This is a genomic window from Streptomyces sp. TLI_55, assembly GCF_900206255.1.
Lineage (GTDB): Bacteria > Actinomycetota > Actinomycetes > Streptomycetales > Streptomycetaceae > Streptomyces > Streptomyces aquilus.
Genome location: NZ_OAOJ01000001.1, coordinates 9,355,475 through 9,377,904, shown reverse-complemented (window position 1 = coordinate 9,377,904; position 22,430 = coordinate 9,355,475). Strand labels below are relative to the sequence as shown.

Here is a 22,430-nt window from a genome sequence, read left to right as displayed (position 1 = left end):
TTTTGTATCGCAAGGAGAGTGGAGCAGTGCGCGAGTCCGAGGTGGCGCGTCAGGCGCTCACGCCGCTGGGGGTACCGGTTTATCCGGTGCGCGCGACCCGGTTCACCGACCGGGAGTACTTCAACATCGTCTACCGCACCGACCCCGATGCCCTGCGCGCAGTCGTGCCCGAGCCGCTGACCGTGCCCGAGCCGCTGGTGCGGTTCGAAGTGATGAAAATGGGTGACGTCGAGGGCTTCGGCCCCTACCTGGAGAGCGGGCAGGCGATCGCCGTGGAGTTCGACGGCGAGGTGGGCGAGTACCTGCACGCCATGTATCTGGACAGCTTCGCCGCCACGGCTGCGGGCCGCGAGCTGAGTGCCTACCCGAAGGTGGCCGGCAGCCCGGCACTGTTCACCGACACCGGTGCGCTGGTCGGCACCCTGGACCGCGGCGGCCAGCGGGTGGCCACCGCGACCATGCCCTACAAGTGGCAGCCCCTCGACCTCGATGCGGCCCGGCAGCAGATCACCGTGCCCACCTTCGCGCTCAAGCAGGTGCCCAACGTGTTCACCGGGCAGTTGCGCGCCTCGGACCTGGTCCGCACCGAGATCACCGACATCGTGGTCAAGGAGGCCTGGACCGGGCCCGCCCGCCTGCAGCTGTTCGAGCACGCGATGGCCCCCCTGGCCGATCTGCCGGTGCTCGAGGTCGTCTCCGCCAGCCACATCCTCACCGACCTGACCCTCAGCCCGGTCACCTCCGTGCACGACTATCTGAACAGCGGCTCGCCCCTCAGCCAGGAGGCAGGCTCGCAGCTGCCGACGGAGAGGATGGCCCGATGAATCACCCGACCACCCCCGCGCCCGCACGTCCACCCCGCCAGCGCAAGGCGACCCGCGCGCAGCTGATCGCCGCGGCCGCCGACCTGTTCGCCGAGCATGGCACCACCAACGTCAGCATCGGGGCGATCTGTGAGCGCGCCGGGTTCACCCGCGGCGCGTTCTACTCCAACTTCAAGACCGTCGACGACGTCTTCTTCGCCCTGTACGAACAGCGCAACGACGAGGTTCAGCAGCGACTGGAGGCGCTCGCCGCCGACGCACCGTTTTCTGAGCAGGCTCACTGTTCCCTGGAGTCCGTCGTGGCCACGATATTGCGGGCGCTGCCGATGGATCCGCAGTGGGTTGCTATCCGCACCAGTTTCGCGGGGCAGGCCCAGCACCGGCCAGAGGTCGCGGCCGCACTGCGCGAGCATGCCGAGCAGCTCCGTCGGCATCTCCAGCCGCTGCTGTTGCATGTCCTGGAGCTCACCGGCCGTCGACCGCTGGACTCCGTAGAGGATTTCACCCGAGCCGTCATCACCGCGCACGTCGGCGCGATCACTCAGTCACCACTCCACGACGACCCCGAAGCCGTCCGCGAAGCCGTCGTCCGCGGCATCATTCTCGGCCTGACCACCGAGCAGTGAGCAAGAGCACCTCCGCTCAGCTCAGCAGTCCTGGCTGTGGACGTGAGGGCGGGCCACGCTGCGCGGGTCGCGGACGACGCACGCGACAGCCTCTCGATCCGATCGTTCACACGGGCCGGGGGCGCTTCAAAACCCGTTCCACTCCAGCGGCTCAGCCGCCAAGGCGACCGTGCCTGCACGACGCGAGGCCCGTTCAGCCCTTTTAGTAAGCATCAGTCGTTTCGTTCTTCTGGGCTCAGCGCTGCTGAGACATTCAAAACACGAAGGGAAAAGCTCAGGATGAAAGAGATCTCGGGTCAGTGCGACGACCGGTTCGCCGCAGTGAGGAAAGCCTTCGAGCAGGCCCTGGACGAGAGCCAGGGCGGGGCATCGACGGCGGTGTTCCTGGACGGCGAGCCGGTGGTCGATTTGTGGGGCGGCTACGCCGACCGTGCGCAGACCCGGCCCTGGACCCGCGACACCCTGGTCAACGTCTGGTCGGTCACCAAGACCATGACCAACCTCTGCGCGCTGGTGCTTGCCGACCGCGGGGAGCTGGACCTGTACGCACCCGTGGCGCGGTACTGGCCGGAGTTCGCCGCCGAGGGAAAGGACTCGGTCGAGGTCAGGCATCTGCTGTCCCACACCGCCGGACTGGCGGGCTGGGACGTGCCGCTGGCGGCTCCCGACGAGCTGTATGACTGGGACAGGTGCACCGACCTGCTCGCCGCGCAGAAGCCCTGGTGGCAACCAGGCACCGCCTCCGGCTACCATGCCGTGACCCAGGGCTATCTCGTCGGTGAGGTGGTTCGCCGGATCACCGGGCAGAGCGTGGGGCAGTTCTTCGCCGAGCAGGTGGCCACCCCGCTGGGCGCCGACTTCCACATCGGCCTGCCCGCCGAGGCCGACGATCGTGTCTCGAATGTCTTCAACATCGATGGCCTCCCCTTCCCGCCCGAGCTGGAGGAAACGGCTGCCAAGGTGTTCGGGCGCCCCAACGTGCTGGCCGACCCCGAGTCGTTCGCGGCCACGCGCGCCTGGCGGGCTGCGGAGATCCCTGCCGCCAACGGCCAGGGCAATGCGCGCTCGGTGGCCGCCGTGCACTCGGTGATCGCCTGCGGCGGCGAGGCACGCGGTGTGCGAGTGCTGTCCGAGAAGGGCGTCCAGGCCCTCTTCGATCAGCAGTCGGACGGCGCCGACCTGCTCCTGGGAAAGCACGTGAAGTTCGGTATGGGCTGGGGGCTGGGCAACGACGATCTGCCCATGGCCGGACCTCGTACCTGCTACTGGGGCGGCGCTGGGGGCGGCATGGTCATCGCGGACTGCGACAACCGCCTGACCGTGGCGTTCACCATGAACCACATGAAGATGGGCGGCAGTGACGGCAGCATCAACACCGGCGGCGACGAGCGGTTCCACCGCATCGCAGAAGCCGTCTATCAGAGCCTCGGCCGCCCGTAAACGCCCGCACCGACCACAGCAAGCGTGCTCGACGGATCCGTCGAGCACGCTCCAGACCTAGGACCAACGCACAGCGTGATCTTGAGCTGTGTGCCTCGAACGGGAGCCTCGATCGGGAGATCACCGCAGGCCGTGAGCATGAAGCAAAGCCGCTCCGCGATGTCCAGCATCGCGGATGGCGCTCTTCCTGTCTTGCGACCGACACTGCGCAGTAGTTGCGGCCAGGCCGAGGCCCCACCTCTGGCCTGGCCCGCTGAACTGCGAGCGGACGGCGGAGGGATGGACGGGCCAACGGCACGAGCGCACGCCGTTCCGCCCGGATTCCCTTCGGTACGCCGGGCGAGGTCGTCGGCCAACGTTCCGGCTTCCGCGTCGACGAAGCCCGGACTGCTGGGGCGTTGGCGCTTGTGCCCTTTGACCATCTCCCGCAGCGGGCGGACCGCTGGAGAGTGTGGCGTCCCCGGCCCGGATGATGGGCTGCATCTACTCGTCCTGGAGGTTCAGCCAGTGCATCGCGTCCAGGGCGATGCCGACATTGGTGCCGTGCCGGTCCAGAGTGACGGGCAGGCGTTCTTCGGCGCGGCGAATGCGTTGCAGGATGGTGTTTCGGTGGGTGAACAGCAGCTCTGCTGTCCGGGATGCGTTGTACCGCTGGTGGATAAACATGCGCAGCGTGTCACGTAGGTCCTGTGGGCCTGTGGCCAACGGGCCGAGAGTCGCGTAGATGAATTCGCGTAGCCGGGCTTCATCTCGGGCCAGCAATATGACGGCGGCGACGTCGTCATAGAAGGCGACCCGGTGCGCGTTGTTGCTCTGCACCAGCCGTTGGGTCTCCACCGCGCGGTCGTGGGTGCGTCGGAACCCGTCCACTCCCTCGTCCAATGAACCGATCGCAAGCCTGACGTCGCGGTGCGGGGCTAGAGCGGTCTCGAGCGCCTCGGCCGAAACTGGGATTCCGGGCGTCAGCCACAGCCACAGCGACGAAGCGCTGGCATGAACGAGCAGCCGGCTTCTGGACTCCGCGATCCGGCTGAGCGCGCTCGCCACCTGCACGAGTGCCGCGCGATCGGCGAACTGTGGTGGTGCCCAGAGGATTACCCCCAGATGTCTGGCTGAGAGCGGGTATCCGAGACTCTGATCAACACCGGTCACAGGAACCGGTGTTCCACCCAGGACGAGATTGACCAGCTCGAGGCGTCTTACGTGCTCGTCGCCCGACAGAGCTGCGCGCTCCTGCTCCAGAATGTCGATCACGGCAGTGACTGTGCGGTCGACCCAGAGCGACAGTGAGCGCGAGGCCCGGTCAAGCGCGGGCTGCAGGACGGCGGTTTCATCGCACAGTGAAAATGCGATCCGCATCAAGATGGACCACATCGCCTGTTGAGCGGCGTAGTTGGAAGCGCGGAAGGTGTCCTCCTCACCCCAGCGATACCCGTCGCGCGAGATGTTGACGATCTGGCTCGTCAGGAGGGGCTCCACGTCCCGCCACGGGTCCTCGTACATCGAGCGTGCCCAATGATGCGAGTAGGCCCGGGTCGCCTCACCGATCGCCTCAGAAATGGAGGGGTCCGATCCGAAGCGGGCATCGATTGCGTTGACAAGTGCGTCCTGGATCGGACCCAAGACGGAGGGATCGGCCAGGAATTCCTTGCACATGGTGCGTAGCAATTTTTCGGAGTCGCCCCGCAAACCGGCGCCATGCATAGCGCTCACACTACCCCTCCTTCCTGCGCCTTGTGCTGTGCACTGTGCACTGTTCTCTCGGTCAATGCTGTGCACCACAACATTGAGTGGCGCCTGTCACAGGTCGACCATGAGTGCGTCGGTGCGCTCGCCGACCCCGCGATCGGACAAAGGCGAACGGCGATGGGAGCGTCAGGTGACTCGTGTGTCAGGGCCCCGGACTGAAGCGCGATTCAGGTCCGGTGATGGCGAGTGTGAAGCAACGATCTTCCGTCCCGCCGTTTCCCACGATCGAGGGGCCCTACCGATCATCGTGCTCACGCACGGAATCTCCGGGGTCAAGAGCCACCCGCGAGTCGAGACCCCCGCGCTGCTCTCGCTCTACCAGGCCGGCCGGTTGAACCTCGACGAGCTGATCACCACCACGTACCGGTTCGAAGACATCAATGAGGGGTGCCAGGACATGAAAGAAGCCAAGAACATTCGCGGCATGGTGATCTACACGGACGCCGACCGTTGAGCGCCCCGGCCTACACCGGCACCCCCGCAGGCGGCCAGGTGCTGGACCGGACGTCCCTGTACATCGACGGTGAGTGGGTGGCCTCGGCCGGGACCGACCGGATCGAGGTGCTGAACCCGGCCACCGAGGAAGTGATCGCCCAGGTCGCGGCCGGGACACCGGCGGACGTGGATCGCGCGGTGGCCGCTGCGCGCCGGGCGCTGCCGGCCTGGTCGGCCCGGCCCCCGGGCGAGCGGGCGGACTACCTGGAGAAAGCCCACGAGGCGCTGGTGGCCCGGACCGACGAGATCGCGGCGCTGATCTCCCGGGACATGGGGATGCCGCTGCAGGCCGCCGCGTCCATACAGGTCGGTCTGCCTGCCTTCAACCTGGCGAACTTCGCCCGGCTGGCCCGGAGCTTCACGTTCGACGGCCCCGAGGTCGGCAACTCCCTGATCGTGCGGGAACCGATCGGTGTGGTCGGCTGCATCACCCCCTGGAACTTCCCGCTGCACCAGATCGTGCTGAAGGTGGCGGCTGCGCTCGCGGCCGGCTGCACGGTGGTCGTCAAGCCGACCGAGGTGGCTCCGCTCGCGGGTCATGCGATGGCCGCGATCTTCGACGACGTCGGCCTGCCTGCCGGGGTTTTCAACCTGCTCAGCGGGTTCGGCCCGGTGGTCGGCGAGACGCTGGCGGCGCATCCGGGGGTCGACATGGTGTCGTTCACCGGCTCCACCCGAGCCGGCAAGCGGGTCGCGGTGGTGGCGGCCGAGACGGTCAAGCGGGTCGCTCTGGAACTCGGCGGGAAGTCCGCCAACGTGCTGCTCGACGATGCCGACTTCGAGCGGGCGGTAGCCGACGGCCTGGCCAAGTGTTACGTCAATTCCGGTCAGACCTGCTCGGCGCTGACCCGGATGCTGGTGCCGGTCGACCGGCTGGCCGAGGCGGAGCAGATCGCCGCCCGGGTGGCCGGCGAATACCAGCACGGCGATCCGTCCGCCCCGGGGACCCGGCTGGGGCCGCTGGTCAGCTCGGTCCAGCTGGAGCGAGTCCGGTCGTACATCCAGAAGGGCATTGACGAGGGCGCAACCCTGGTCGTCGGCGGGGTGGAGAGCGGGCGCGACCCTGCCGACCCGGGCCGCGGGTACTACGTGCCGGCCACCGTGTTCTCCGGCGTCACCCCGGAGATGACGATCGCCCGCGAGGAGATCTTCGGCCCGGTCCTGTCGATCATGCCGTACCAGGATGAGGACGACGCCGTCCGGATCGCCAACGACACCGAGTACGGCCTGGCCGGCGGGGTCTGGTCGGCCGATCCGGAACGAGCGCTGCGGGTGGCCCGGCGTCTGCGGGCAGGTCAGATCGAGGTGAACGGGGGCGCGTACAACCCGGGCGCGCCGTTCGGCGGGTACAAGCAGTCCGGCGTGGGCCGTGAGGGCGGCGTCCAGGGGCTGGAGGAGTTTCTGGAGACCAAGGCGATCCAGCGCTGATGCGTGACGACATCACCAGACCCGATTCAGGAACCCGAGGAGGACACGTGACCACCAGGGAGAAACCGCGCAAGTGGATCAACGCCGAGATCGAGGCGCTCGACCCGGACGTCGACCACGCCCGGATCTGGCAGCTCGGCAACGCCTACCGGACCAGCCCGATGATCCTCAACATGGCGGTGTGCCAGGGCTTCCTGCGGCTCGTCGGGCCGGGCAGCGGCGCACGCACACTCGTCCGCGGCGGCAAGGGCAAGGTCGTCCTGCACCAGCAGCGTCGTATAGAGGGCACAATGCACGCGGTGTGGACCTGGTACCTCGGCGAGGGTGCGCACGACCCGACCGTGCGTGAGTCCGTCGAACGGGTCAACCGGCAGCACGACGCCTGGGCGGGGAAGTACCCCGACGCGATCCTGGACGTACGCCAGTACACGTACACGATCTGCATCCTCGCCGCCGAGCCGCACCGGGTGATGCAGCGGCTCGGTCTGCCCGGCTTCAGCGCCAACGAGCAGCGGGCCGCCTACCGGCACTGGTCGCAGATCGCCGGGCTGTTCCGTATCGGTTCGGACCAGGGTGTTCCGTTGCCGGCGGACTTCGACGGGATGCTCGCCTTCCTCGCCGACTTCGAGCGCAACGACTACTCGACCGCTCCGGAGAGCAACGTCGTCGCCGAGGCGATGCTGCAGCAGTTCTGCGACCGCTGGTTCCCCCGCCCGTTGCACGGGCTCGGTCGTGCCCTCGTGCTGTCCCTTGCCACCCCGGACCTGCTCGCCGTCCACGGGCTCAAGGGCCCGCGGCCGCTCGTGGTCCGGACCCTGCGGCGGACACTGCGCACGCTCATCACCGTCCAGGTCCGGTGGGCGCCCGACCCGGTCGAGGTGGCGCCGATCCGCGCCGCGTTCGCTGAGCCCCGCCCGGAGACCCCGATGGGCGGCCGGCTGAAGGCCGCTCTGTCCGGCATGAGGGAACAACGGCCCGTGCCGGACGGGTCGACGAGTACGGACGTCTGACCTGTCGGCGGGGACCGGTACACGGTCGTCGGGATCCTCGCCCCGTCCGCACCGGGTCCCGAACTCGACCCCGCGGCGGTCGTCGGCCGGCTACCGTCCCCAGCCGGGCGGGTCGCGGGCGGCCTCGCCTCGACCCTTGTGAGGGGCCGCGGCCGGCCTCTACCCGGCGGTCCGTGCTGCCGGGGTCGCTCCGACCGAGGCGCCGGCGACGCCGTCAGCCGACACCGCGCGGCCCGCCGCCTCACCCACCGGTTCGTTGCGAAGGCTCACGGCGTGCCGACGTCACCGTTCACCACTCGGGTGGCGTCCGTGATGGTGCTGACCTCATGCCGACGGATCTTCTGCAGCAGCCGGATCAGGGTGCCGCGCTCGCGGGCGGTCAGGGCTCGGGCCCATTCGGCCTCGCGGGCGTTGTTGCGTGCGAAGAGCTCACCGACCACGTCGTGTCCGTAGTCGGTGAGCTGGATGGTGACGGACCGGCCGTCCTTGTCCGACCTGCTGCGCTGGATGAGTCCCTTGCGTTCCAGGGTGTTGAGCACCGCCGAAACGCTGGCCTGGGAGACGTTGGTCAGCCGGGCGAGCTGCAGCGGGGTCAGTTCGCCGACCGTCTTGACCGCGAACAGGGCACGAAAGCCCGCCCAGGTGAGGCCGGCCGGGCGCTGGACGCTGACCTCGAAGTCCTGCTGGAGTCGTTCAGCCGCTCTTACCAGTCCGAAGATCATGAGCATGGCGTCGATGTCCGCGTCCGGCGCGAAGGATCGTGCGGCCTCGGCGGCCTGGGCGTCGGCCTCGGCCGGATCGCCGGGGATCGGGAGCTGGGACTGGCTCGGCTGCATGAAGGGACTCTGTCCTCACCATTAGGAGAAGTTACTGAGAGGTCTCAGCATATCGCCGGCTCACCGCACATCCTGCCCGGTTACGACGCGGTGGCCCCGGCGTCCACAGGCAGAGCGGTCCCCGTCACGAAGGAGCACGCGTCGGAGCAGAGCCAGAGCACGGCATCGGCGATCTCCTCCGGTTCGGCGAACCGCTTGATCACCTGGGGGGCTACGGCCTGCGCCTGGAGTTCGGGCGGCAGGGCGGCGGTCATGTCGGTGCGGACCGCCGCCGGGCAGACCGCGTTGACCCGGATGTTGCGGTCCGCGCACTCGACGGCGGCGGTCTTGGTCAGACCGATGACGGCATGCTTGCTCGCGGAGTAGGCGGCGCCCTGCGGAAGGCCGATGAGCCCGGCGAGCGACGCGGTGTTGACGATCGCACCGCCACCCGACGCGGCCATGAGGGGGATCTGCGCCCGCAGACCGTGCCAGACCCCTTTCAGGTTCACGGCGAGGCAACGGTCGAAGGCCGCCTCGTCGGTGTCGGTGACGCTGCCCTGCACGGCGATACCCGCGTTGTTGTGCGCGAAGTCCAGCCGCCCGTACGTCTCTGCCACGGCCGCCGCGAGTGCGGTGCACTCGTCGGCCTCGGTGACGTCGCACGCGACGAACAGTGCCCGCCCGCCGGCCTGCTCGACCAGCCGCACGGTCTCCAGTCCGGCGGCGCGTCGGCTGCCCAGATCGGCGACGACGACCGCTGCCCCGGCGCGCCCGAAGGCCACGGCGGCGGCTCGTCCGATGCCGCCTGCCGCGCCGGTGACCAGCCCGGCCTTGCCCTTCATAGTGATCTCCATGCCTCCGAGACTAGCTCGATGTCTCAGTAATTCACACCCGCGCAGTACCTAGACCTCTAATTAATTGGTTGCTACGTTGAGGCCGCTTCAGAGTGAGAGGAGCGCACCGTGCGCCTCATTCCGGCCGTCGTGCCGCGACTGGACGTCCTGAACGTCCCGCGCGAGGCAGAGCGCCAGCTCGGCCTCGCGACCGATCCCCGTCAACGGGCGATCCTGACCAACTTCCGCCGCCACGCCATGCTGGAGGTGTCCGGCCGGTGGCCGGAGATCCTCGACCCGGATCTGACCGTGCCCCACCCCGTCTACCGCATCGCCGAAGGCGACAACACCGCCGTCTTCGACGGCCATGACGCCGTCGCCGACTTCTACCGCACGATGACCGAAGCCGGACTGAACGTGCTCGTCCCGCTCACCGAGCGCATCGCGGTCGCGGACTGGGGACTGGCCATCGAGTCACTACTGGGGCAGATCGTCCCGGGTGCGCTGATGAAGCCCGCGATGGGCGAGGACGTCGACGACCTCGACGCCCACTACCTCGTCACCCACAAAGTGGCAAACATCTGGCCCTATGACGAGGCCGTCAAGCTGCTCGGCGAACACGTCTACATCGACCGCGCCTCACGCGAGGTCCACCGCATGGATCCAGCGGACGTCGTCACGCCGCAGCAGGCCGCTGACCTGCTGGCGCCGTTGCTCGACCCACCTATTGACGTGGGTGTGACCCCGGCGTAGCTTCCAGAAATCGGTTAGATCTCTCAGTATTTTTCTGCATCCGCGGGTCCGAGCCGGCCCGCATGTACGGGAGGCCCGACGTGCCTTTCCAACCACCCTCCAACACCACCGCCCGTCCGCTCCCCGACGCCGCCGCCAACGCCTTCGTCGCGGCGCTCGGCACGGACGCGGTCCTCACCGCCCCCGAAACCGTCGACGACTACCGGGACCCCTTCTCCCACCCGGGCTGGAGCGACCACACCGCGGCCGCCGTCGTCATGCCGGCCACCGTCGAAGAGGTCCAGGCGGTCGTCCGCATCGCCGGCGAGCACCGCGTCCCGCTGTGGACCTTCTCCCAGGGCCGCAACAACGCCTACGGCGGACCCGCCCCCCGCGTCCCCGGATCAGTGCAGGTCAGCCTGCGCCGCATGAACCGAGTCCTCGAAGTGAACGAGGAACTGGCCTACGCGGTCGTCGAGCCCGGTGTGCGCTTCTTCGACCTGTACGACCACCTGCGCGCCGGCGGTCACAAGGTCTGGTCCTCCGCCCCCGACCTCGGCTGGGGCAGCGTCATCGGCAACGCCCTCGACCACGGGATCGGCTACACCGTCGACGGCGACCACGCCGCCCGGCTGTGCGGCCTGGAGGTCGTCCTGCCCGACGGGAGTCTGCTGCGCACCGGCATGGGCGCGATGTCCGGCAACCGTGCCTGGCACGCCTACCCCCGTGGCTTCGGTCCCACGGCCGACGGTCTGTTCAAGCAGTCCGGACTCTCCATCGTCACCCGGGCGGGAGTGTGGTTGATGCCCGAGCCGGAGTGCTATCTCTCCGGCGGCGTCCAAGTGCCCCGCAAGGAGGACCTGCCCGTCCTCATCGACGCACTTCGCCCCCTCCTGCTGGACCGCACCATCCAGAACCACCCCGCCATCGGCCATCCGCTCTTCATCGCCTCCGTCATGGACGGCGCACCCACCCGTGCCGAGGTGTACGACGGTCCCGGCCCCGTACCCGAGGAGGCGGTTCTCCGGCTCGCCCGGCAGATGGGCCTCGGCCGCTGGAACATGCGCTTCGCGCTGTACGGCACCGAGGGCATCGTCGACGCCCGCCTCGCCCGGATCAGAAAGGCACTGTCGGTCATCCCCGGCATCCACGTCGTCGGCGAGAAGTTCGCCGGACACGCCGTACACGACACCGCCCGCGATCAGAACGCCCAGGTCCAGGCGGGCATCCCCAGCCTGGACCTGATGCGGGCACTGTCCTGGTACAGCGGCGAGGGAGGCGGCCATCTCGACTTCTCCACCGTCTCACCCCTGCGCGGGGAGGACGTCGTACGGGTGCACGCCCTGCTGGACGACCATCTGAGCGGCAGCGGGCTCGACTACGACCCCGCCATGATCCTTGGCCAGCGGCACGTCACCAACGTCGCCCAGCTCTACTTCAACCCCTGCGACGAGAAGCAGACCGGCGACGCCTACCGGCTCTACCCCGAACTGGTCCGCGCCTTCGCCGGGGTCGGCTACGGCGTCTACCGCACACACGTCGACTTCATGGACGCCGTCGCCGACACCTTCGACTTCGGCGATCACGCGCTGCGCCGCTTCAACGAGCGGCTCAAGGACGCGCTCGACCCACACGGCATTCTCTCCCCCGGCAAGCAGGGTGTCTGGCCTTCCGCACTGCGCCACCTGCGCGACGTGTCGCCCAGCCGCTGACCCGCTTCCGCCCGCGCGCCCTGTCTCCCTTCCCCTTTGCCCGAGCCGACCACTGTGAGCAACGGAGCCCATTGTGAAGATCAACGGCAATCGCCCGCACAAATCCATGAGCGCCCGTGTGCTCACCGTCGCCGCCTGCGCACCCCTCCTGGCCCTGCTGGCCACCGGCTGCGCCTCCACCGACACCGGCGCCGCCGCGGCCTCCTCCGCGAAGCCGTCCAAGGCCTCCAAGTGCGGCCTCGGCAACGGCAAGACGGCCACCGGGCCGGCCATCAAGCTCGGTGCCATCGTCTCCGACACCCCCGGGCTGAGCTTCACCGACGTCACCGACATGGCGAACGCGTACTTCTCCTGCGTCAACGCCAACGGCGGCATCAACGGCCGCCCCGTGAAACTCGTCGTGGAAAAGGACGCCCTCGACCCGCAGTTGACCGCGTCCCTGGCGACCAAGCTGATCGACACCGAGAAGATCGTCGGCTTCACCGCCAGCAGCAGCGTCCTGGACTGCTCGGTCAACGCCAAGACCTACGAGAAGAAGGCCATCTACGGCATCGACGCGGGCCTGGCCCTCGACTGCTTCAACTCCCCCGCCATAGCGCCGATCAACGTCGGCGCCAGTTACAGCGCGCTGGCCACCGCCCAGTACCTGCTCGACAAGGGCGCCAAGAAGCTGGTCATCTTCACCAGCAACACACCCGGCTCCAACGCCATCAACGCCAGCATCAAGGAGCTCGGCAAGAAGGCCGGCGTCCCGGTCACCGCCTGGGTGGAGAACGTCCCGGTCGCCGACGCCAACGGGCTCGCGCTCAAGGCCGCCCAGGCCGCGGGCACCGGCGGCGGTGTCGTGGTGAACCTCAACGCCGGTGAGGCACTGAAGGTGTTCAAGGCCATCGAGCAGCAGGGCCTGATCGACCAGGCCACATGGGGCTGCCCGGCGGGCTGCAACGACCAGTCCATGCTCCAGCAACTGGGCAGCGCCTGGGACGGCAAGCTCGGCGTCAACGCCGAAATGAACCTGGCCAGCTCGCCCGGTCCGGACAACCAGCTCTATCTCCAGCTACGCAAGAAGTACGCCCCGAAGACCCAGCTCGGAAACTTCGGCCAGCTCGGCTTCACCGCCGCACGGATCACCGTCCAGGCGCTGCTGAGCATCAAGTCCGGCGACTACACCACCGCCACCGTGGGCGCGGCGTTCAAGGGTGTCAAGGACTACCGGTCCGACCTGTACTGCAAGCCCTGGTACTTCGGCACCCAGGCGTTCCACACCGCCAACAACACCACCCGGACCATCACTCCGAAGAGCGGTCAGTGGACGCAGACCCAGGACTGCTCCGAGATGCCCGCCCTCCCGAACAACAACTTCGCCAAGATCCGCGCATACGAGAAGCAGATCGGTCTCGGCTGACCGCCGGCGGCTGATCGGAACCGGACGTCTCCCATGCCAAGCCTTCTGCCCTTCCTCGTTCTCGGACTGGCTCTCGGTGGTGTGTTCTCGCTCTCCGGCGTCGGCATCGTGGTCCTGTACCGCACCACCGGAGTGCTCTATCTGGCGGGCGGAGCGGTCGGCGCCGTCGGTGCCTTCACCGCCTGCTCCCTGGCCACCACCGCGGGCCTGTCCGTCTGGCCCGCGGCCGCACTCGGCGTGGCGCTGTCGGCGGCGATCACCCTGCTGTACGGCCTGCTCCTCGGTCCCCGCCTCGCCCAGCGCGAACCGCTGGTCAAGGCCGCGGCCACGCTCGGACTGACGCTCGGCCTGCTGGGCACCATGTCCTGGATCTGGGGCGCGCAGACCTACTCCCTCTCCCTGCCCACGACCGCCTGGGGCATCGTCCTCGGCACCGTCCACGTCAACGGCACCCAGCTGATCAGCCTGGCGCTCGGCCTGCTGCTCACCGCCGTCACCGCGGTGTTCCTGGACCGCACGGCGCTGGGCACGGCGATGCGCGCGCTGGCCGACGACCGGGAGAGCAGCGCGCTGCTGGGCGTACCGGTGCGCCGGGTGGAGGCGGCCGCCTGGCTGGGTTCCGGCGTCGTCTTCGGCGTGGCGGGGATCGTGCTGTCCAACCTGGTCGGCCTCGACATCAACGGTCTGACGTTCCTGATCATCTCCGGGCTGGCCGCCGCCCTCGTCGGACGGCTGGAGTCGCTGTGGACCACGCTGGCTGCCGGCCTCGTCATCGGGGTCGCCCAGTCCCTGCTCACTCCCGTGGCGAGCCTGTCCTCCTACCGATCCATGACGCCGTTCCTGGTGGCGATAGCGGTCGTGCTGGTCATGGCCGTCCGCCGCCCGTCACAGACAAGGGTCTGACGAATGAACGTCCTCGAAGACGCGCACCGCACCACCGCACCGGACCATGCGCGGCACCCGACGGCGGCCATCGGGCACAGGCTGCGGCAGCCCCTGTCGGCGGCGGCCTGGCCGGCCGCTGTGGCGGCGGCCGCGCTCATGCTGCCGCTGTTCACCAGCCCGTACTGGATCCAGGTTCTCACCGCCGCGGCGGTGTTCTCGGTCGCGGCCCTGGGTCTGAGCGTGCTGTACGGGCGGGTCGGGCTGATCTCACTGGGCCAGATCGCGATGCTCGCAGTCGGCGGCTGGACCGCGGAACGGCTGGGCCAGACCGGTGCGTTGCCGTTCTGGCTGGTACTGCTGGCCACCGGTGTGGTGACCGGACTGATCGGAATCGTCATCGGGCTCCCCGCCCTGCGGCTGTCCGGCCTGTACCTGGCCCTGATCACCCTCATGCTGGCCGCTGCGGTCACCATCGTGCTGACCAACACCAACTTCCCCAACGGCGGACCCGGCTTCCTCGGCTACGACCCCGTGAAATCCGGCACCGTGCCGCTGACCCGGCCCGCCGTCGCCGCCGGCGACACCGCGTACTTCCGCTACACGGTCGTGGTCTGTGCCCTGATGTTCCTGCTGGCCATCGCCCATACCCGGGGCAGGCCGGGCAGGGCCTGGGCGGCGATCCGACAGAGTGAGCACGCGGCGGTGGCCGCCGGGATCAACGTCACCCTGTACAAGCTGTGGGCCTTCGCCCTGGCGTGCTTCATGACCGGTGTGGCCGGGGCCCTGCTGGCGGCCAGCGCGGGCGGGCTGACGGTCTACCAGTTCCCCCCACAGGAGTCGATCACTCTGCTGGCCGCCCTGCTGATGGCGGGCATGTACCACTTCGCCGGAGCCGTCGTGACCGGGCTGATGCTGAAGGCGATGCCCGCCCTGCTCGACACCTGGGGGGTCAGCGGCAACGTCCTGCTGATCGTCTTCGGGGTCGGCCTCGTGCAAACGCTGGTCGCCTCGCCGGAGGGAATCGCCGGCCAGATGAGCCGGGACCTGGCCCGGCTGGGCGCCCGGGTCCGGATGCGGAGGACCACGTCATGATCGAGATCAGGGAGCTGACCGTACGCTTCGGCGGCGTCACCCCCATCCAGGCCATGGATCTGACGCTGCCCGGCGGCGCCTGCGGCCTGATCGGCCCCAACGGCGCCGGCAAGACCACCTTCTTCAACGTACTCAGCGGCTTCGTCACCCCGGCGACCGGTCGCGTCCTGGCATTCGGTGACGACCTGCTGGCCCTGCCGGGCCACCGCCGAGCCCGCTGGGGGCTGCGCCGCACCTTCCAGACCGAGCAGGCGATCGAGCAACTGTCGGTGTACGACAACGTGGCCATGGTCCACGAGCACACCGGTGGCCACCGCCGCGACCGCCACCGCGACGTGCTCACCGCCCTGGACTTCGTCGGCCTTTCCGTCAGCCCCACGGGCCCGGTCGCCGCCCTGGGCGCGGGGGAACGACGGCTGGTCGAGCTCGCCCGTGCGGTCGTCGGCCGCCCCCGCGTGGTCCTGCTCGACGAGCCCGCCGCGGGGCTGCCGGACGAGGAGACGGGCCGGATCGGTGCCGTGATCCGCCGCATCCCGGCGGAGCTGGACGCCATGACCGTACTGGTCGACCACGACATGAGCCTGGTGTCTGCCTGCTGCGACGTCACCGCCGTGCTCGACTTCGGCCGGCTCATCGCCGCCGGTCCCACCCAGGAGGTCCTGCGCGACGAGCATGTCGTGCGGGCCTACCTCGGTACCGAGGAGGTCGCATGACCGTCACCACCGCGCCCGGGCTGCACGTCGAAGAGCTCCGTGTCGCACGCGGCACCCGCACCGTGCTGCACGACGTACGTCTCGACATCCCCGCCGGAGAGGTCACCGCTCTCCTCGGCCCCAACGGCGCGGGCAAGTCCACCCTGGTCCTCGCGCTCGGCGGCATCCTGCGCCCCACCGGCGGGCGCCTCCTGCTCGGCGAACACGAGCTGACGGGACGCCGACCCGAGAAGGTGCGGGCGGCCGGGGTGGCAGTCGTACCCGAAGGACGGCGGCTGCTGCCCAGCCTGACCGTCCGTGACAACCTGCACGCCGCGGTCTACTCCCTCGGCCGCGAGGCCCGCCGGACCGGAGTCGAGTACACGCTGGAGCTCTTCCCCGAGCTGAGGCAGCGCTGGCACACCCCCGCCCGTGCCCTGTCCGGCGGGCAGCAGCAGATGGTCGTCCTGGCCCAGGCACTCGCCTCCCGACCGTCCGCGCTGGTCGTGGACGAGCTGTCGCTGGGCCTGGCGCCGGTCGTGGTCAAGCGTCTGATGCCGGTCCTGGCCGACGTCGCCGCCGCCGGAACGGCCGTCCTGCTCATCGAGCAGTTCGCACACGTCGCCCTCGCCCTGGCCACCACCGCCCACATCCTGGAAGGCGGCCGCATCCGCTTCAGCGGCACGGCACAGGACCTCAAGGACAACCCCGACAAGCTGAGCGCCGCGTACCTGCTGCGCACGAACGCCGAGGACTCCCCGTCATGACCCGACCTCCCCTCTCCGCCGACGCTCTGGCCGCTCTCTCCGCCGCCCTCGGCCCCGAGCACGTCCTGCACCGCCCCGAGGACCTGCTGCCGTACCGCGATCCCTACGCCCACGCCTCCTGGCAGGAGCACATCCCCTCCGCGGTCGTCTCGCCCGCCACCGTCGAGGAGGTCCAGGCCGTCGTCCGGATCGCCGGCGAACACAGCCTGCCGCTGTGGACGTTCTCCCAGGGCCGCAACAACGGATACGGCGGTCCGGCCCCGGCCACCACCGGCTCGGTCTCGGTCAGCCTGCGTCGCATGAACCGCATCCTGGAACTGGACGAAGACCTCGCGTACTGCGTGGTCGAGCCCGGTGTGCGCTTCTTCGACCTCTTCGAGGAGATCCGGCGGCGCGACCTCGCCCTGTGGCCCTCCATCCCCGACCTCGGCTGGGGCAGCGTCATCGGCAACTGCCTCGACCACGGCGTCGGCTTCACCCCGCTCGGCGACCACCCCGGCCGCCAGAGCGGCATGGAGGTCGTCCTCGCCGACGGCACCCTGCTGCGTACCGGCATGGGCGCCATGAAGGGCAACACGTCCTGGCCCGTCCGCAAGCCCGGCTTCGGTCCGTCGGCCGACGGGATGTTCATGCAGTCCAACTACGGCATCGTCACCAAGATGGGCTGCTGGCTCGTACCGCAGCCCGAGGTGTACATGTCCTGCGACGTGCGGGTCGAGCGCGAGGAGGACATCGTCGCCCTCGTCGACACCGTCCGCCCGCTACTCCTGGACCGCACCATCCCCAACTACCCCATCGCGTACAACACGATGCTCGTCGGCGGCGCGCTCAGCGGTGTCCCCCGCGAGTACTGGTACCGGGGAGAGGGCGCGCTTCCGGAGGAGGCCATCGACCGTATAGCCCGCGAGACGGACACGGGCCGCTGGTACATGCGCTTCGCCCTGTACGGCCACGCGGAAATCGTGGAGCAGCAGTACGAGATCTGCCGCCGCGCCTTCGAGGCCATCCCCGGCGCCCGCCTCACCGCTCGCGCATACGACGGCGCCACCGCCGTCGACCGGCTCACAGCGCCCGCCGAACCGGTCCCGGACAGGCCGGCCGCCGCCCTGCCACGCATCCGGCACCAGTCCGACACCACCCAGGCCGGCATCCCCACGCTCGACCTACTGGACAACCTGAGCTGGGACGAACACGGCGTGGGCGGCCACCTCGACTACTCCCCCGTCGCCCCGCTCACCGGTGAGGAGGCGCTGGAGCAGAGCCGCTGGCTGCGCTCCGCCCTCGCGGCCGAAGGCCTCGACTACGCCACCTCTCTGATGCTCACCCCGCGCGCCTTCGTCAACATCACCTCGTTGTGGTTCAACACGGCCGACGCGGCGCAGACCCGGCACGCGTACGACGTGATCGGCCGGCTCATCCCGGAAGGCGCCCGCCGCGGCTACGGCGTCTACCGCACGCACCTGCGCCACATGGACGCCGTCGCCGACACCTTCGACTTCGGCGGCCACGCCCAGCGACGCTTCAACGAAGCCGTCAAGGACTGCCTCGACCCGCAGGGCATCTTCTCGCCCGGCAAGCAGGGGATCAGGGCGCGGGCGCTGCGCTGAGCTTAAGTCATCCTTCCCAGCCCGCTCCAGCACCCCTCTGCGCAGGAAGTCACCGCCGGACAGGTCGTTCGTGAAAGTCTCTGGATCGGCGACGACTCCCAGTGCGCAGGGGAACGTTTCCCCAGGCCTACCACAAAGTGACCGACAAGTCGGTTCAGAAGGGGTAGTGCGCTTGCTGGGTGGCGATGGTCACCCAGCGGGTGTTGGAGAACGCCTCGATTCCCCAACGACCGCCGAAGCGCCCGTACCCGGAGGCTTTCGCCCCACCGAACGGGGCTTGCGGCTCGTCGGCCACGGACTGGTCGTTGATGTGCACGATGCCCGTACGGATCCGGCGCGCCACCGTCAGTCCGTGGGTGGCGTTCTCCGTGATGATGCCGCAGGTCAGGCCGTTGTCGGTGTCGTTGGCGAGGGTCACCGCGGTGTCGTCGTCGGTGAAGGTCTCAATGACGCAGACCGGGCCGAACGCCTCCGCGTGGTACAGGTCCGCGTCCCTCGGGACATCGGTGAGGACGGTCGCCGGGTGGACCGCGCCGTCCGGTTCACCACCGCCGACCAGGATCTTCGCACCCTTGGCCACGGCGTCCGCGACCAGGTCGGCCACCCGCTGTGCGGCCTGTGCGCTCACCAGCGGGCCCACGACCGTGTACGGCTCCCCTGGGTCACCGGCCGCCAGCGAGTCCGCCTTCGCGGTGAACTTCCGGGTGAACTCCTCCGCCAGGGACTCGTGGACGAGGATCCGGTCGCCGGACATGCAGATCTGCCCTGCGTTCATGAACACGCTGAACGTCACGGCGTCCACGGCGTAGTCCACATCGGCGTCGTCGAGGACGAGCACCGCGTTCTTGCCGCCCAACTCCAGTACCGCGGGCTTGAGATGGCGGGCCGCCAGTTCGCCGATGACGCGGCCCACACGCGTGGAGCCGGTGAAGTTCACCGCTCGTATCCGCTCGTCGGCGATCAGTGTCTCGGCGACCTCGGCGGCGTCCTCACGGGCGTTCGTGAGGACGTTGAGCACGCCGTCCGGCAGTCCGGCCTCCCGCAGTACGTCGGCGACCAGCAGTCCGCAGGCGATCGGCGCGTCCTCGCTGGCCTTGACGACGACCGTGTTGCCGGCGGCCAAGGGCGCCGCCACGGCGCGCACGCCGAGGATGACGGGTGCGTTCCAGGGCGCGAACGCGGCGACCACGCCCAGCGGTTCACGCACGGCCAGACCCAGCGCGCCACGTTCCTGGGCGCTCAGGACCTCGCCGCGCGGCGCGGTGACGGCCGCGGCCGCCTCGCGCAGGATGTTCGCCGCCAGAGCAACGTTGAAGTACGCCCACGGCCGGGTGCCGCCCGCCTCCTGCGCCATCAGGTCGGCGACGTCGTCACCTCGTCCGTCCAGCAGGTCGGCCGCCTTGAGGAAGACGGCCCGCCGCGCGAAGGGGGTCGTCGACGCCCATGCCTCGAACGCCGCGTGGGCCGCGTCCACGGCCCGCCGCACGTCCTCGGGGCCCGCGGCGGCCACAGTGGCGTACACCTCCCCGGTGTAGGGGTTGATGTCGTCGGTGGTGCGGCCGGAGGCGGCGGGTACGTCTCTGCCGGCGACGTACAGGTCTCGGGTGATGGCCATGGGGTCGTTCTCCTTGCTACGTAGCTTCGTTGATACGTGGTGGTGCGTGGTGAGCGGTGTCAGGACTGCCGGGCCACGGCCTGGTCGGTCAGTTCGGAGGCGCTCGCCTCGACACGGGCCGCGGCCCGGACCATGCCGTCCGCTTCCTCCGCCGGCAGGTCCCAGGCCGCTATGCGGCGTACGCCTTCGGGCCCGAGTTCGACGGGCACGGTGAGGCTGGTGCCGTGCACGCCGTACTCGCCGTCCAGCACGACAGAGGCGGGAACAAGGGTTCCGGAACCGGTGGCGATCGCCTCGATGAGGCGGGCGGTGCCCAGGCCGGTGGTCCAGGTGGAGGTGCGGCCGGAGTCCAGGGCGACGTGCTTGGAGTACCAGGTGTCCACGTACTCCTCGGCGGCCGACCGCTGTTCGTCGCTGAGCACGACGGGTTCCCCGCCGACCGTGACCCGGCTGTACAGCGGGACCTGGCCCTCGCCGTGCTCGCCGAGCATCCAGGCGTCGACGTCTCTCGGCGGCACGCCGAGTGCGAACGCGATCCCGGTGCGCAGCCGGAGGCTGTCGTTGAGGGTGTAGCCGATCAGCCGCTCGCGGGGCAGCCAGCGCTGCCGCTGCACCCAGGTCAGCAGCGGGTCGACGGGGTTGGTGAGCAGGAGCACCAGTCCGCCGAAGTCCGCTCCCGCCTCCCGCAGGGGACGCAGGCACTCGTTCACGATCCGCGCGTTGTCGGCGAGGAAGACGGAACGGGAGGAGTTCAGCCGCAGGGGGACGGCGGCGCTCAGCACGACCACGTCCGCGTCGAGCGCGTCCTCCGGGGTGCCGCCCCGGACGGTGTCGGCGGTGGCGCCGAGGCCGAGGGCGTTCTCCAGGTCCATGGTGTGGCTGGTGATCATGTTCGGGCGGGTGTCGACGAGCACGATCTCGTACGTCCCCTGCGCGGAGAGCAGATTGAACGCGGCGGAGGAGCCGATGCCGCCGGCGCCTCCGATGATGACGACCTTCACGTGTTGTGCCTTCCGTGCTCAGCGGGTCAGTTCAACGGGTCAGGAGGAGTAGTGGGCGTCGGCCTCGACGGTGACCTCGAGCACAAGCGGTTCATGCCGGTCCGCCAGCTTTGGCAGGACCTTGTCCAGGACGGACAGCAACGCGGCGTGGTCCTCGACCCGTTCGGCCGGGCAGCCCAGCCCCCGGGCGAGGGTCGACACGCTCAGCTCGGTGAACGCGGGCCAGGCCGGGGCCGCCGACCCCTCACGCTCGGAGAGGCGGTCCATGATCGCGTAGCGGCCGTTGGCGAGGACGACGAACAGGACGCCGATGCCGTAGTGGGCGGCGCTCCACAGGGCCTGGATCGAGTAGAGGGAGGAGCCGTCGCCGAGCACGGCCACCACGGGCCGGTCCGGGGCGCCGTGGCGGACTCCGATCGCGGCCGGCATGGCGAAGCCCAGCCCGCCCATGGCCGCGCTGAGGAAGCCGAGCGGCGCGCGGGCGGGCAGCAGCCGGTGCAGGTCCGGGCGGCTGGAGGGGGTCTCCTCGACCACCACGGCCTTCGGATCGACCCTCTCCGCGAGGGCGGCCAGTACGTGAGCGGCCCGCAGGGGCTCACCGAGTGCGGGGGGCTGGGGCGTTGTCTGCCGGTTCAGTGTCGAGGAACGCGGCACGTCGGGCATCAGTGGCGCCAACCGGCGTACGGTGTCGGCCGGTTCGGCGAGCAGGACCAGCTCCGCCGGGCTGCGGTGGGCCTCCTCCCGATCGTCCGTGATGACGGCGACCCGGGTGCCCGCCACAGTCAAGTCACCCGGAGCGTAGGTGTATTGACGGAACGCTGCGGCTCCGACGGCCAGGACCGTGTCGTACGGGGCGAGCGCCTCGCGCAGTGCGGGGCGGACCGCGGGGAGGTGGCCGGCAAAGAGACGGTGGTCCTGGGGGAAGCCGGCACGGGCGCCGAACGGCTCCTGGTAGACCGGGCAGTCGAGGCGCTCGGCCAGCGTGACGAGCGCCTGCCAGCCGTCCGCCGAGTCGTTGCCGGCGCCCGCCACGAGACAGGGCGATTCGGCGGCCGTCAAGAGCGCGCCGAGGTCGGCCAGAGCGTCGTCGGAGGCCGTACGACTGCCTCGTACCGCGAGCGGCCCGCGCGGCGCGGCCGGAGCGACATCCTCCTCGGCCTCGGCGAACCAGTCGTCCATCGGGACCACGACGACCGCCGGACCACGGCCTTCCTGGGCCTCGTGCCAGGCGCGGGCCACGGCGCCGGGGACATCCTGCGGACGGGCCGGCGTGTGCTGCCATACCGGGTACTCCCCCGCCAGGCCGTCCAACCTGCCGGCCAGGAAGGGCTCGTGGGCCAGGTGCCGGCGGTCCTGCTGGCCCACGATCACCACCAGGGGCGCGCGGTTCGCGCGGGCGGTGGCCAGGGCGCTGACGGCGTTGCCGTATCCGGCGGTGGTGTGCAGCAGGACGAGCGCGGGGCGACCGGTGGCCAGGGCGCTGCCGGAGGCCATCCCGACGACCGAGCCCTCGTGCAGGCCGAGCACGAAGGAGATGTCGGCCGGCAGGTCGGCGAGGAAGCCGACCTCGGTGGAGCCCGGATTGCTGAAGAGGGTGGTGAGGTCGTACGCGCGCAGGACGTCGAAGGTCTGTTCCTTGACGGTCCTGGCGTGGGCGGCCGTGGTCATCTCTGGTCCCCTTTCTGACAGGACGGGACGC

At 69.7% G+C, this 22,430-nt stretch carries 20 protein-coding genes; 14 read left to right on the top strand and 6 right to left on the bottom strand.

Annotated features, from left to right (window positions below; genetic code table 11):
• The first annotated feature begins 26 nt into the window (after nucleotides 1-26).
• From CRP56_RS42880 to CRP56_RS42870, 3 genes are all read left to right on the top strand, one after another.
• Entirely contained in the window at nucleotides 27-824 is a 798-nt protein-coding gene (locus CRP56_RS42880) for an acetoacetate decarboxylase (protein WP_097273510.1), read from the top strand.
• Nucleotides 821-1,450: a TetR/AcrR family transcriptional regulator gene (locus CRP56_RS42875; protein WP_007379932.1), complete on the top strand. Its 630-nt coding sequence runs from the start codon at nucleotides 821-823 to the stop codon at nucleotides 1,448-1,450. The genes CRP56_RS42880 and CRP56_RS42875 overlap by 4 nt, the downstream gene beginning before the upstream one ends.
• Before the next feature lie 279 nt (nucleotides 1,451-1,729).
• On the top strand, nucleotides 1,730-2,890 hold the full coding sequence (locus CRP56_RS42870; protein WP_097273509.1) for a serine hydrolase domain-containing protein: 1,161 nt from the start codon (nucleotides 1,730-1,732) through the stop codon (nucleotides 2,888-2,890).
• Between the two features lie 483 nt (nucleotides 2,891-3,373).
• Here the strand turns inward: CRP56_RS42870 and CRP56_RS42865 are convergent, their stop codons facing one another.
• Nucleotides 3,374-4,594, bottom strand: a complete 1,221-nt coding sequence (locus CRP56_RS42865; protein WP_097273508.1) for a PucR family transcriptional regulator — start codon at nucleotides 4,592-4,594, stop codon at nucleotides 3,374-3,376.
• A 292-nt stretch (nucleotides 4,595-4,886) separates the two neighbouring features.
• Between CRP56_RS42865 and CRP56_RS42860 the strand changes: the two genes are divergently transcribed.
• Genes CRP56_RS42860 through CRP56_RS42850 form a run of 3 tightly spaced genes read left to right on the top strand, consistent with a single transcriptional unit; the run spans nucleotide 4,887 to nucleotide 7,572 of the window.
• On the top strand, nucleotides 4,887-5,093 hold the full coding sequence (locus CRP56_RS42860; RefSeq protein WP_097273506.1) for a hypothetical protein: 207 nt from the start codon (nucleotides 4,887-4,889) through the stop codon (nucleotides 5,091-5,093).
• Nucleotides 5,090-6,562, top strand: coding sequence for an aldehyde dehydrogenase family protein (locus tag CRP56_RS42855; protein WP_257041850.1), 1,473 nt, complete (start codon nucleotides 5,090-5,092; stop codon nucleotides 6,560-6,562). The genes CRP56_RS42860 and CRP56_RS42855 overlap by 4 nt, the downstream gene beginning before the upstream one ends.
• Nucleotides 6,563-6,609: 47 nt before the next feature.
• A complete protein-coding gene (locus CRP56_RS42850; RefSeq protein WP_179851270.1) occupies nucleotides 6,610-7,572 on the top strand; it encodes an oxygenase MpaB family protein in 963 nt (320 codons plus the stop codon).
• A gap of 266 nt (nucleotides 7,573-7,838) precedes the next feature.
• Here CRP56_RS42850 and CRP56_RS42845 read toward each other — a convergent pair whose 3' ends face one another.
• Nucleotides 7,839-8,408, bottom strand: coding sequence for a MarR family winged helix-turn-helix transcriptional regulator (locus tag CRP56_RS42845; RefSeq protein ID WP_097273502.1), 570 nt, complete (start codon nucleotides 8,406-8,408; stop codon nucleotides 7,839-7,841).
• Between the two features lie 80 nt (nucleotides 8,409-8,488).
• Nucleotides 8,489-9,244, bottom strand: coding sequence for an SDR family oxidoreductase (locus CRP56_RS42840; RefSeq protein WP_097273501.1), 756 nt, complete (start codon nucleotides 9,242-9,244; stop codon nucleotides 8,489-8,491).
• A 108-nt stretch (nucleotides 9,245-9,352) separates the two neighbouring features.
• On the opposite strand from CRP56_RS42840, the gene CRP56_RS42835 reads away from it, so the two are divergent.
• The 8 genes from CRP56_RS42835 (at nucleotide 9,353) to CRP56_RS42800 (ending at nucleotide 18,115) form a co-directional block, all read left to right on the top strand.
• The gene (locus CRP56_RS42835; protein WP_030944704.1) at nucleotides 9,353-9,976 is read left to right on the top strand and encodes a hypothetical protein; all 624 of its coding nucleotides are present in this window, start codon (nucleotides 9,353-9,355) and stop codon (nucleotides 9,974-9,976) included.
• Between the two features lie 80 nt (nucleotides 9,977-10,056).
• Nucleotides 10,057-11,667 carry an FAD-binding oxidoreductase gene (locus CRP56_RS42830; protein ID WP_257041844.1) on the top strand — a complete coding sequence of 537 codons (1,611 nt, stop codon included), beginning with the start codon at nucleotides 10,057-10,059 and terminating at the stop codon, nucleotides 11,665-11,667.
• Nucleotides 11,668-11,773: 106 nt separating this feature from the next.
• Nucleotides 11,774-13,072, top strand: a complete 1,299-nt coding sequence (locus tag CRP56_RS42825) for an ABC transporter substrate-binding protein (RefSeq protein ID WP_143664995.1) — start codon at nucleotides 11,774-11,776, stop codon at nucleotides 13,070-13,072.
• 33 nt (nucleotides 13,073-13,105) lie between these two features.
• Nucleotides 13,106-13,975, top strand: coding sequence for a branched-chain amino acid ABC transporter permease (locus tag CRP56_RS42820; RefSeq protein ID WP_093629418.1), 870 nt, complete (start codon nucleotides 13,106-13,108; stop codon nucleotides 13,973-13,975).
• Between the two features lie 3 nt (nucleotides 13,976-13,978).
• The gene (locus CRP56_RS42815; RefSeq protein WP_097273496.1) at nucleotides 13,979-15,049 is read left to right on the top strand and encodes a branched-chain amino acid ABC transporter permease; all 1,071 of its coding nucleotides are present in this window, start codon (nucleotides 13,979-13,981) and stop codon (nucleotides 15,047-15,049) included.
• On the top strand, nucleotides 15,046-15,762 hold the full coding sequence (locus tag CRP56_RS42810; protein WP_097273495.1) for an ABC transporter ATP-binding protein: 717 nt from the start codon (nucleotides 15,046-15,048) through the stop codon (nucleotides 15,760-15,762). The genes CRP56_RS42815 and CRP56_RS42810 overlap by 4 nt, the downstream gene beginning before the upstream one ends.
• Nucleotides 15,759-16,508, top strand: coding sequence for an ABC transporter ATP-binding protein (locus CRP56_RS42805; protein ID WP_097273494.1), 750 nt, complete (start codon nucleotides 15,759-15,761; stop codon nucleotides 16,506-16,508). Before CRP56_RS42810 ends, CRP56_RS42805 begins: the two co-directional genes overlap by 4 nt.
• Nucleotides 16,505-18,115 carry an FAD-binding oxidoreductase gene (locus tag CRP56_RS42800; RefSeq protein ID WP_257041834.1) on the top strand — a complete coding sequence of 537 codons (1,611 nt, stop codon included), beginning with the start codon at nucleotides 16,505-16,507 and terminating at the stop codon, nucleotides 18,113-18,115. The genes CRP56_RS42805 and CRP56_RS42800 overlap by 4 nt, the downstream gene beginning before the upstream one ends.
• A 154-nt stretch (nucleotides 18,116-18,269) precedes the next feature.
• Here the strand turns inward: CRP56_RS42800 and CRP56_RS42795 are convergent, their stop codons facing one another.
• The 3 genes from CRP56_RS42795 to CRP56_RS42785 are packed head-to-tail and all read right to left on the bottom strand — an operon-like array spanning nucleotide 18,270 to nucleotide 22,399.
• Nucleotides 18,270-19,730, bottom strand: coding sequence for an aldehyde dehydrogenase family protein (locus tag CRP56_RS42795; RefSeq protein ID WP_097273492.1), 1,461 nt, complete (start codon nucleotides 19,728-19,730; stop codon nucleotides 18,270-18,272).
• 59 nt (nucleotides 19,731-19,789) lie between these two features.
• Nucleotides 19,790-20,731 (bottom strand): malate dehydrogenase, encoded by a 942-nt coding sequence (locus CRP56_RS42790; protein ID WP_097273491.1) that lies wholly within the window; start codon nucleotides 20,729-20,731, stop codon nucleotides 19,790-19,792.
• Between the two features lie 39 nt (nucleotides 20,732-20,770).
• Nucleotides 20,771-22,399, bottom strand: a complete 1,629-nt coding sequence (locus tag CRP56_RS42785; RefSeq protein ID WP_097273489.1) for a thiamine pyrophosphate-dependent enzyme — start codon at nucleotides 22,397-22,399, stop codon at nucleotides 20,771-20,773.
• Nucleotides 22,400-22,430: the final 31 nt, after the last annotated feature.